The organism is Zymomonas sp. (genome assembly GCF_020216885.1).
GTDB lineage: Bacteria > Pseudomonadota > Alphaproteobacteria > Sphingomonadales > Sphingomonadaceae > Zymomonas.
On the sequence record NZ_JAIWON010000040.1, the window covers coordinates 1 to 10,000 of the forward strand.

A 10,000-nucleotide genomic window follows, 5' to 3' on the forward strand; every position below is an offset into this window, starting at 1 on the left:
CTTCGGGTTATGGTAATCTGGTAGAAATTGACCACGGTCATATGATCCAGACCCGCTATGGCCATTTATCCCGTATTATGGTTCACGAAGGCCAAGCGATCAAACGCGGCGATCTTATCGCTTTAATGGGGTCAACGGGACGCTCCACGGGTAGCCATTTACATTACGAAGTCCGTATTCAGGGCGAAGCTGTTAATCCGGTGCCTTTTCTGGCTGTTGATTCTTATCATATGGCTATGCTGGATAATGTCTCTGCCGGTGCGCAGGGTGGGCCTGAAAAAGATGTCAAGGATGTCAAAATTCATCATCATAAATAATCGAAAATGGATATCGCTAAGATCGAAAATCACTTTCAATAGCCTTGTCATGACAGCTTGTCTGTCATGATTTCTGGCTTATTTTAAAGAAATGACAAACAACCCAACCGATAAAGCCGCGATTATTTTCAGCCCAGAAGCCGCAGAACGCGTCGCGGAAATCGCTCGTCAGCAAAAGAAGCCCGCCATATTACGCTTATCCGTAGAAGGTGGAGGATGCTCCGGTTTCCGTTATCAGTATAATTTGGCTGATAAACCGGAAGCTGATGATTATCAGGCACTGCAAGGTGACTCTTTGCTTATCGTCGATCCTGTCAGCTTTGATCTTTTGGCAGGTGCCACTGTCAATTTTGTAAAGTCTATCAATGGTGCGGCTTTTCAAATCGACAATCCCAATGCTGTTTCCGGTTGTGGTTGTGGTTCCAGTTTTTCTATCTGATGCGTAAAATCGCCAGCTTTAACGTAAATGGCATCAATGCCCGTTTACCTCGATTGATAGAATGGCTTGAAAAATTTCAGCCCGACATTCTCTGTCTGCAAGAATTGAAATCGGATGATGCTCGTTTTCCTCAAAAAGAAATTGAAAAAACGGGATATCACTGCCTGTCTCACGGACAAAAAGCCTATAATGGTGTCGCTATTCTTTCAAAAGAACAGCCCAAACTTATCAGAACAAGCCTTCCTGACGATCCTGACCTGACGCAATCACGCTATATTGAGGCCGAAATTGATAATTTAACAGTCGCCAGTCTTTATCTTCCGAATGGAAATCCACTCAACAGCCCAAAATATGATTATAAATTGGCATGGTTTAAAGCCTTTTTGGCACATGCCCGTTCTTTATGGCAGCAAGAAAAACCGGTTATTCTTGCGGGCGATTATAATGTTGTGCCGTCTTTCGATATAAAAGATATTCGGAATGCTGCGGCACTTGCCGATAATGCGCTGCTAGCTCCCGAAAGCCTTTTTTACTGGCGACAATTATTGGCCACGGGATGGACAGATAGCTTGCGCGTCCGTCACCCATCTGAAGCCCTTTATAGTTTTTGGGATTATCAGGCACAAAGCTGGCCGCGCGATGATGGTATGCGGATAGACCATATTTTGCTTACGCCTGATTTGGCGGATTGCTTAACCGATGCTGGTGTTGATCGTCAGATGCGGGGGCAAGAAAAGGCCAGCGACCATGCCCCCGTTTGGATAGAAATTGACGATAAAAAATAATCGTCGAGAAATCACGATTTTCTAGGAAAATCTTTCTTATCTCCTGACAATCGGTCGGGCGGATAAAAAAGATTTGTTTTAAATACTTTTGCTATAAATGCGGTAAATACGGTTTACTTCGCTTTTAATAGCGGTTGCGATCGACCGCATCCCCTGATTGTTATCCAAAATCCAACCAATTTCGCCTCTTGTCGCGCCAAAATCTCTTACTGAATTACGCCGGATATATTCAATCATCATAAAGGCCATCTGCCCTGCTAAACGGGATGCCTGAAATTTTTTTCTGACTCCCATCAAAGGCACACGCATTGTTCTCACTGTAGGATGTCGCAACCACCAGAGCATTTTGATAAAATTAAAAGGAAACAGCTTTCCTTTAAATTCGGCCAGTTTTTCATTCACATCTGGCAAAGTCATCATAAAGGCCGCTGGCTCGCCGTCAATTTCGGCAATCATTACCAATTCGTTATAAACGATAGGCTCAAGATTATGGCGGGCATGTTCGATCTCATGATCGGTTAACGGAATATAACCCCAGTTTTTTGACCAAGCATCGTTTAAAATATCCATCAGGATTTTGGCTTCACTAATGAAGTCTTTTTTCTGCGCCTGCCGGATTCGGATACGGGGATTTTTTTCGCCTGACGCTACAATTTTCTGAATAATTTCAGGGAAAGGCTTGGTAATATCCAACTCATAAGTAAACAGGTCTTTAATACCCTGATAGCCGTAGGATTCAATCCATCCGCGATATTCGGGACGCTGATGCCCCATCATGATAGTCGGGGCATGGTCATGGCCTTTGATAAGCAGACCGGGCTCTTCCCATATCGAAAGGCTAATGGGGCCAATCAGCTTTTTATTCCCGCGTTTTTCATGCCATTTCTCGACCGTTTTCAGCAAGGCATGGGCAACCTCTTCATCGGCCGCTTCAAACATGCCCCACATACCGACATCTTTGCCACCGCCTTGTTCGGGCGGGGATTCTTGCACCAATTGGTCAATCTGTGCTGATATCCTACCGACTAGCTCGCCGTCTCTTTCAGCCAGAAAATATTCTGCCGTAGCATGTTCAAACCACGGATTTTTCTGACTGTTTAACTGCTCTCTTAATTCGCTACGCAAAGGCGCAATCCAGTTCGGATTGTCTTTATTCAGCTTATACGCAACTTCAATAAAACGGTTCAGGTCACGGTTTTGCTTCGTGCCAATAGGATAGATTTTCAGATCAGCCATAAGGATATATCAGGCCTCTTCATTTTCAAAAGACGCTTTGAGGCACAAGGCTTGACCTTGGCACAAGCGGTAGAAAGACAATCGGAAACGGAATGCTACCCCTCGATAGCCTCCAGACACAAAAATGATGTAAAATCAGCGGATATCCTGTATTTTATCCACCTCTTCAAAAGAGCTTTTATAACGGTCTTTTTCTTTTGGGCTACATAAAACTTCACCGCCGGAATATTCGGCAACCCACGGATATTTCTTGGCAATTTCCGGCGTATATCCCAAATTAAAGACCGTCGGACTTTTGTTCGGACGCTCACGACGAACGTAATATGTCCCAAGTAATTTATCCCAAAAGAAATTGGTAATACCGAAATTACCATCTTCATCATGAAAATGATGTTCCAGATGGCGTTTTTTCATCAGAGCCAGCCTTTTGTTCTTGGGTTTATATCCCAAATGCTGGATGCAATGGCAAAATTCATAAAAACAGGTGCTTAACAAACCAACGGCATAACCAATACAAGCCCCGCCAAAGCCACCAATGAGATAACCGGGAAGGGCAGTCGTTACGGCCACTGCTGGCAGTGTGTTGTAAAGCGCCCCGAATAAAACTTCCAAATGATCGGGGTCAAGATGATGGTCATAGTGAATCCGTTTCCAAAGCCCCGACAGGAAAGGGACTTTAAACATCCAATGTCCATGCATAATCCAGCGATGGGTGACATACCACACCAAAGGAAAACCCAAAATAGCAACCGCAACAGACGCAATAGTCGGTAAAAGAGGGGCAGGCTTCCAAATATAAAGACCGATCATAACGGCGGCCAATGTCAGGTAAGTCAAAATCGTGTAATATTGGAAATAGACGACAACCAACTCTTTCAATGTCATCCGTCCCAGATAATGCGACTTTTTCCAGAATCGGGAAGCTGTTTTTAATGTCTTGGCATCAGTTGTGTTCATCGTCATAATCCTCGCAGATCCGAAAGACACCCGTCAAATCAGGTCACAATCGGAACCGAAGTTCAGAAGGTTGTTGCTTTTATTAAGGCGCAATAAGGCCTTTTTGAGGCAAATTTAAAGAATAAAAACCCGAAAGTTTCCAAAAGGCATTATTATGAAAATTAACCGTTGCATGTCTGCACTTTCAAAAACGGTTCTTTTAAACGCCGCTATAATTGGCCTTGCGCTTGGGAATATGGCCGTTTCCGGCTGCAAAGACAAAACGCGCGACCTTCAAAAAGCGACTCTCCATCCCGATACCGATATCGCCTTGGGAACAATCAATGACGAAATGGCCAGTGAGAGCATTTTTGAAGAGGAAGGCGATAACAGCATCGAAGCCACCAGCTTACCTGCAAATTAAAGGTGCTAATTAACTTGACGATGAATATTTTTGGGAGTGATGAAAGCAATAAATTTTCTTAAAAATAGCTGGCAAGGCGGGGATATTTTCGTCTCCGGTTACTTTTAGCTTTTTTGCTCCGAAAAAGAAAAAATTGAATAGCCAAACACGCTAAAATATGTTCTTTCCTGTCCAGATGGTTTATAAATCAGACAGCGTTTTAAAAGCGCCATAAATCACTTATTAAGCCAGACTGTATAAGCAGCCTTTATCTATTCCGACCTTCCTTCTTTCCTATCAAGATGTTTCAGGTCGGCTAGCACGTTATTACATCGGGAGAGCGTATATTATGGTCATTTCTTTCGGTCGTCGGATAGCCTCTTTTCTGACGGCAGGGTTTATTTCAGCCGGATTGCTGGCCTCTGCACCGGCCTCTGCAAATACTGGATACCTGTTTTGGTCTCCGCATGATTTTTCCGGTAAACCGGTCAAAGACAATGATCCTTCGGTCGTTCTTCCCCTTGTTAATGCTACACCGGCAGAACAACGCGCTAATCTGGTCTGGACATTGCGGTCAGGGTTGAATGTCGCGGCTTTGCAATGCCAATTTGCCCCTATTCTCGAAACGGCGCATGTCTATAACCAGCTTTTGGCAACGCATAAACGGGAATTGGCCTCTGCTTATACGGCTTTGGGCGGATATTTCCGGCGGACAGGTGGCCGTTTTGGTCAGGTCAAATTTGACCAACATTCGACCCAGACCTACAACCGTTTTTCAACGATGCAGGCACAGTTGGGCTTCTGCGATACGGCGGCTTCTATCGCTCATGAAGCAATGATCCATCCGAAAGGCAGCTTGTTCACTCTGGCTGAAAAACGGATGCAGGAATTTAAAAACAGCCTTATTCCGGTAAAAGATATTCTTGCACCGACCGTAAAGCTGACTTCCGAGCCGCCTTTACCGCCTTTCAATAATGAATGTTGGGATAAAGATCGTCTCAGCCGTAAATGTCAGGCTGGCTGAAAGTGAAAGACAGGCCGGCCATTCTCCCCTTAGGAGAGTGGCCACCTAAAAGGCCGGTCTTATTAACGGTTCCTCACGCAGGCCGTTTCTACCCCGAGGATTTGCTTGAAAAATTACGCTGTGAGCCGGAAAAACTGATTATCTTAGAAGACCGCTTTGCCGATCTTCTCATCGATAACGCGGTTTCTGCCGGTTTTTCAGCTTTGGTGGCCTGTTCACCCCGTGCTTTAATCGACTTAAACAGACATCATCTGGAAATTGACCCGATGATGATTGATCCCCCTTTGCCATTGGACAGCGTTATTCTAACGCCACGCGCCCGTAACGGCTTAGGATTATTCCCGAATTATCTTGCTGGTTTCGGCGGGTTATATCATCATCTTTTACCTTATAACGAAGCCCACCATCGCATCGAAAATTATCACGTTCCGTGGCATGGCCATATCGCTGATATTCTGGGTAATATAAAATCCCGTTATGGTTCTGCGATCTTGCTCGACATTCATTCAATGCCGCCTTTGATACCGGATGAGAAGGGGGTTGCGGCTGATATCGTCATTGGGACAGCCTACGGGCATAGCGCCTCTTCGGAAATAACGGCTGTCATCGCTGAAATAGTTGAAAAGCACGGCTTAAAACCGGCTTTTAACAAACCTTATGCAGGTGGCTACACCGTAGACAGACATGGAAAACCGTCTTCCTCGCGTCATGCCTTACAAATAGAAATAGATCGCGCCCTTTATCTGGACGATGATTTATATCATCCTTCGGCTTCGCTTCCGGCTATTCGGCAGCTTATCCATGATATAGCCGAAGGCGTTGCCCAATATATCGAATGGTCTCGCTAAATTATTCTTCTGTCCTGATAAGGACGGCTTCCCCGATTAAAAGGAATAAAATGAAAGGCGAGCATGATGCCAATAAAGGCGGATAGGTTCCTAAATTACCCATAGCAAGGGCGAAGTTATCCGCGACAAAATAAGCAAAACCCAGCGACATTCCGATAACGATACGGACAAAAAGCCGACCGGAACGCGCCAATCCAAAACCGGCAACAGAACCCAGAATAGGCATTAAAATAGCAGCAAAAGACCCCGTAAAACGATGAATAAGACTGGCTTTTAATTCATCGGTTGGCCTTCCAGCGGCATCCAAAGCCTTGATAGCACGGTATAATGGCACAATTTCCATTTCATCGGCTTTAACATCTGCAAGGGTAAAGCGTTCTGGCGGTAAATCTGTATTGATATCCAAAACAGTTTTTTCCGTAACCGTGTCAGCCGCGACATCAAAGGATTTTACTTTATTCAGATGCCAACCATGTCCTGTCCATTGTCCAGTATCGGCAGACAAAATACTGACCAACGTTTTTTTGGGGCGATTATAAACGGTAATACCGGATAAACGGACATTATCGCCATAGCCTTGAACATTATCGACATGGATCAGATAGTCGCCATCGCGAAGCCAAATATTCACCCCGCTGGTAGCGGCTGGGGGTGGTTGGCCATAATCGACAGCCTGCCAAGCATCCAGCTTTGCCGTCGTGCGGGTGACAAGATGGTCATTAAAGACAAAACTGACGCATCCAATTAGAAAACAACTGGCAATCAGCGGCATCAAAATTTGATGTGCCGAAATACCCGCTGCCTTCATAGAGATGATTTCACTATTCTGGTTCAGGGTGCTTAACGTAATCAACACGCCCAACAGAACCGCAAAAGGCAAAAACCGCGCGATCAATTGAGGGGTTCTTAGCAAGACATAGTGAAATAATTCAGCCTGACCATTCCCTTTAACTGCCAAAATACGTGCAGATTCCCCCAACATATCAAGCGTTTGGAGAATAAAGATAAGGGCTGCCAAAACCGCAAAACATCTGACAACAAATAGCTTCGACAGATAAAAGGCAATCTGGCGTGATGCGAAAAGCCTTCTTATCATGCCTTAACCCCTCCCGATGAAAATCTTTTGAAAAACTGGACAATTCGTGACGAAATACGGGCAAAAAACCATTCCAGCGCACCAATAGGCTGACCACCGGGAATATAGGCCAAGGTATAATACATTCGCCAAACCAACAGGCTGAATAAAACAAAAGGCAGCCACATCATAAGAACCGGATTGATCTTCCCCAATCCTCCAATAGTCTGACAATATTGGTTCAGCTTGTGATCGGTCACCAAAATAAGGATCGATAAAAACACCCCTAAAGAAGAGGTCGAACGCTTGGGCGGTATCGCCAAAGTCAAAGCCAGCATGGGTAACAGAAACATCGTCGCCACTTCGACCAGACGGAAATGGAGATTAGCCTGTAGCTGATTGCGGAGTTTTTTCGGTAAATGTTTTTGATGAAGAATAAAAAATAATTCAGTCAGGGTCATTTCCTGCTGATTACCATCACGCCCACGGAAACTTTCAACTGCCGGTAATTTGATCGGCATATCGTGGTTTTCAAAGGTCAATACACGCGGCGTGGTAAAATCAGGGCGATTATGAATAAGCAAACCATGATTAAGGCGCAAAAGAATAACATTGGGATCATCGGACGGCATGAAACGTCCGTTATCGGCTGTAACCGTCAGCTTTTGCCCATTTTCGGGATTTTCGCTGGTGCCAAAAATACCGGAAAGATTTCGACCGCTATCTTGGCTGCCTTCCACTCTCAAAGTCAGATGGGTGCCTAATTTGGTAAATTCACCGACTTTGATCGCAGCCCCCAACGCGCCCGACCGCAATTCATAGCGCAAATCTTCATAGGCATAATGGGAATAAGGTTCGACATATCCGACAATGGCAAGATTAACCAACGCAAAGAAGAAAGCAAAAATATAAGGAATCCGCAATAACCGACTATAACTTATCCCGACCGCCCGAAACACATCCAGCTCTGACTGCAAGGCTAATTTGCGAAATGCCAATACAATGCCTAACGTCAAACCAATCGGAATGCCCAAGGACATATATTCCGGTAGCATATTCGCCAGCATCCGCCAGACAACACTGACGGGGCCCCCTTGATTGGCGACGAAGTCAAAAAGCTTTAACATCTTGTCCAGCACCATTAACATGGCCGACACAATCAGGGTTGTGACCAAAGGAACAGTGATAAGACGGATCAGATAACGATCAATAGCATTAAAAATTCTCAAGCTTTCTGCGCTCCTCACCATTTTATGGCCGCAATCACCATTCAAAAGTAACCATCCACGGAGACGCCGAATCTTTATGACCGTGCGTCGTTATTTTCGGGCTATAGCTTTGCGGAGTAAATAGGTCATGCTGAAATTGACAGCCTTTATCGCATCCATTCCTTTGATAATAGGCGTAAATGCGGCCAATGCCGCTATTTTAGGGGCAGATGCCGCCGCCTGCCAAAAAGGTGGACAAAAACCCGCTATTCTGGTGCATGTCGAAGGCCTGAAAAACCGTAGCGGAACCCTGCGGGTGCAAGCGTATGATGCCGATCAAAAGGTCTATTTTGAAAAGGGAAAATACCTCACGCGGGTTGAAACGCCACTTCCCCAAACAGGCAATATTGATGTCTGTCTGACGGTGCCAAAAGCCGGCGATTACACCGTTTTAGTGCGTCATAAAAATGGCGATACCGACCGCGAAGATGGCGGCGGCTTTTCCGGTAATCCTTCCATGTCGTTAATGGATGTTGCTTTAAAGCATAAACCCCCTCTAAAAGCCTCGACTATTACTGTTGAAAATGGCGTCTTAGATATTAAAATTATTATGAAATATATTCAGGGATTAAGTTTTAAACCAATTGCGTCTCTTGACGATAAGAAAAACAGCGAGGGCGCGCGATGACTTCAGTTGCCTTGCTGTCTAATCCACAATCTACCGGCAATCGGGCAAAGTTACCCGACATCAGACATTTTTGTATTCAGGAAGACGATGTCTTTCATTACGAAGTGGAAGAGGTGGATCAGATAGGGGAGGCGTTATCCAGTATCGCCCAAACACGGCCATCTATTTTGGTCGTGAATGGCGGGGACGGCACTGTCCAAACTGTTTTGACGGCTCTTTATACTGGCAAATATTTTGAAAAGCATATGGTGCCGCCGGTTGCGGTTCTACCCAATGGCAAAACCAATCTGATTGCGTTGGATTTGGGGGCAGAAGGTGACCCTGTGGTGGCCTTGCAAAAAATTCTGGATATTGCACGCGGTGATCTCGACAGCCATATCGTCAAACGCGAATTGATCGCCTTATCGGATAGCAGTGATAAACCACCCGTCCTCGGGATGTTTCTCGGTGGGGCAGGACTGGCGGATCTTATCATCTATTGTCGTGATACGATTTATCCGCTTGGTTTACCTAATGGTATCAGCCATGTCATCGCGGCTTTTGCGCTTCTGATATCCATGTTTATTCGTGCGCCTTTGTCCTTTTTACCCCGTGCAGCGCGGCCTATTTCTGTTTCCTTGATGCAGCAAGGCCAGATCAAGGGTAACTTCTCTCTTTTGGTGGTAACGACCTTGGAACGGCTCTTGGTTGGAACACATGTATTCCAACAAGATCCGCAAGATAAAGGCTCAATGAAACTGATGATGGTTGACCAAAATCCGTTTCATCTTATTCATGCGGTGGCGGCCGGTATCGTTGGACGGCTCGGGAAAAGCCGTATCAAAGGCGTACATCTCAAACAGGATGATGAAATCAGAATTGCTGGTGAACGCTCACATTTAATCTTGGATGGCGAAGTCTTTTTTGCTGATAACGAACATCCGGTTATTTTGCGGCATACTGAGCCGATTTCTTTTGTGAAACTCGCCGTCTAAATTTTATTGCACTGATCTAAAAGCAGGGGGGCTATAACCGCTTTTGGCGGTTATAATATGCTATAAA

The 10,000-nt window shown here is 45.3% G+C and carries 12 protein-coding genes; 8 read left to right on the forward strand and 4 right to left on the reverse strand.

The features are described from left to right. The 3 genes from LDL18_RS02035 to xth all read left to right on the forward strand — a co-directional run. On the forward strand, positions 1-317 hold a 317-nt coding region (locus LDL18_RS02035; protein WP_296506628.1), incomplete at its 5' end, for a M23 family metallopeptidase. Between the two features lie 91 nt (positions 318-408). Beyond that, positions 409-756 carry an iron-sulfur cluster assembly accessory protein gene (locus LDL18_RS02040; protein WP_296506629.1) on the forward strand — a complete coding sequence of 116 codons (348 nt, stop codon included), beginning with the start codon at positions 409-411 and terminating at the stop codon, positions 754-756. Beyond that, entirely contained in the window at positions 756-1,541 is a 786-nt protein-coding gene (gene xth, locus LDL18_RS02045) for an exodeoxyribonuclease III (protein WP_296506631.1), read from the forward strand. The genes LDL18_RS02040 and xth overlap by 1 nt, the downstream gene beginning before the upstream one ends. 78 nt (positions 1,542-1,619) lie before the next feature. On the opposite strand, the gene LDL18_RS02050 is transcribed toward xth, so the two are convergent. Beyond that, a complete protein-coding gene (locus LDL18_RS02050; RefSeq protein ID WP_296506633.1) occupies positions 1,620-2,777 on the reverse strand; it encodes an N-acetyltransferase in 1,158 nt (385 codons plus the stop codon). A gap of 135 nt (positions 2,778-2,912) precedes the next feature. Further along, the gene (locus LDL18_RS02055; protein WP_296506635.1) at positions 2,913-3,734 is read right to left on the reverse strand and encodes a sterol desaturase family protein; all 822 of its coding nucleotides are present in this window, start codon (positions 3,732-3,734) and stop codon (positions 2,913-2,915) included. A gap of 154 nt (positions 3,735-3,888) precedes the next feature. On the opposite strand from LDL18_RS02055, the gene LDL18_RS02060 reads away from it, so the two are divergent. From LDL18_RS02060 to LDL18_RS02070, 3 genes are all read left to right on the forward strand, one after another. Beyond that, a complete protein-coding gene (locus LDL18_RS02060) occupies positions 3,889-4,137 on the forward strand; it encodes a hypothetical protein (RefSeq protein WP_296506637.1) in 249 nt (82 codons plus the stop codon). Positions 4,138-4,465: 328 nt separating this feature from the next. Continuing rightward, positions 4,466-5,140: a hypothetical protein gene (locus LDL18_RS02065; protein ID WP_296506639.1), complete on the forward strand. Its 675-nt coding sequence runs from the start codon at positions 4,466-4,468 to the stop codon at positions 5,138-5,140. A gap of 2 nt (positions 5,141-5,142) precedes the next feature. Continuing rightward, positions 5,143-5,988, forward strand: a complete 846-nt coding sequence (locus tag LDL18_RS02070) for an N-formylglutamate amidohydrolase (RefSeq protein WP_296506642.1) — start codon at positions 5,143-5,145, stop codon at positions 5,986-5,988. A 1-nt stretch (position 5,989) separates the two neighbouring features. Here LDL18_RS02070 and lptG read toward each other — a convergent pair whose 3' ends face one another. Beyond that, entirely contained in the window at positions 5,990-7,084 is a 1,095-nt protein-coding gene (lptG, locus tag LDL18_RS02075; RefSeq protein WP_296506644.1) for an LPS export ABC transporter permease LptG, read from the reverse strand. Next, the gene (lptF, locus tag LDL18_RS02080; protein WP_296506646.1) at positions 7,081-8,292 is read right to left on the reverse strand and encodes an LPS export ABC transporter permease LptF; all 1,212 of its coding nucleotides are present in this window, start codon (positions 8,290-8,292) and stop codon (positions 7,081-7,083) included. The genes lptG and lptF overlap by 4 nt, the downstream gene beginning before the upstream one ends. Before the next feature lie 127 nt (positions 8,293-8,419). On the opposite strand from lptF, the gene LDL18_RS02085 reads away from it, so the two are divergent. Together LDL18_RS02085 and LDL18_RS02090 are read left to right on the forward strand one after the other, a co-directional pair. Beyond that, positions 8,420-8,959 (forward strand): DUF2141 domain-containing protein, encoded by a 540-nt coding sequence (locus LDL18_RS02085; protein ID WP_296506648.1) that lies wholly within the window; start codon positions 8,420-8,422, stop codon positions 8,957-8,959. Further along, complete coding sequence (locus LDL18_RS02090) at positions 8,956-9,933, forward strand: acylglycerol kinase family protein (protein ID WP_296506650.1); 978 nt, start codon at positions 8,956-8,958, stop codon at positions 9,931-9,933. Before LDL18_RS02085 ends, LDL18_RS02090 begins: the two co-directional genes overlap by 4 nt. Positions 9,934-10,000 lie beyond the last annotated feature (67 nt).

Coding starts and splice junctions, on each gene's coding strand:
- LDL18_RS02040 (WP_296506629.1), top strand. CDS start 409: ATGACAAACAACCCAACCGATAAAGCCGCGATTATTTTCAGCCCAGAA.
- xth (WP_296506631.1), top strand. CDS start 756: ATGCGTAAAATCGCCAGCTTTAACGTAAATGGCATCAATGCCCGTTTA.
- LDL18_RS02050 (WP_296506633.1), bottom strand. CDS start 2,777: ATGGCTGATCTGAAAATCTATCCTATTGGCACGAAGCAAAACCGTGAC.
- LDL18_RS02055 (WP_296506635.1), bottom strand. CDS start 3,734: ATGAACACAACTGATGCCAAGACATTAAAAACAGCTTCCCGATTCTGG.
- LDL18_RS02060 (WP_296506637.1), top strand. CDS start 3,889: ATGAAAATTAACCGTTGCATGTCTGCACTTTCAAAAACGGTTCTTTTA.
- LDL18_RS02065 (WP_296506639.1), top strand. CDS start 4,466: ATGGTCATTTCTTTCGGTCGTCGGATAGCCTCTTTTCTGACGGCAGGG.
- lptG (WP_296506644.1), bottom strand. CDS start 7,084: ATGATAAGAAGGCTTTTCGCATCACGCCAGATTGCCTTTTATCTGTCG.
- LDL18_RS02085 (WP_296506648.1), top strand. CDS start 8,420: ATGCTGAAATTGACAGCCTTTATCGCATCCATTCCTTTGATAATAGGC.
- LDL18_RS02090 (WP_296506650.1), top strand. CDS start 8,956: ATGACTTCAGTTGCCTTGCTGTCTAATCCACAATCTACCGGCAATCGG.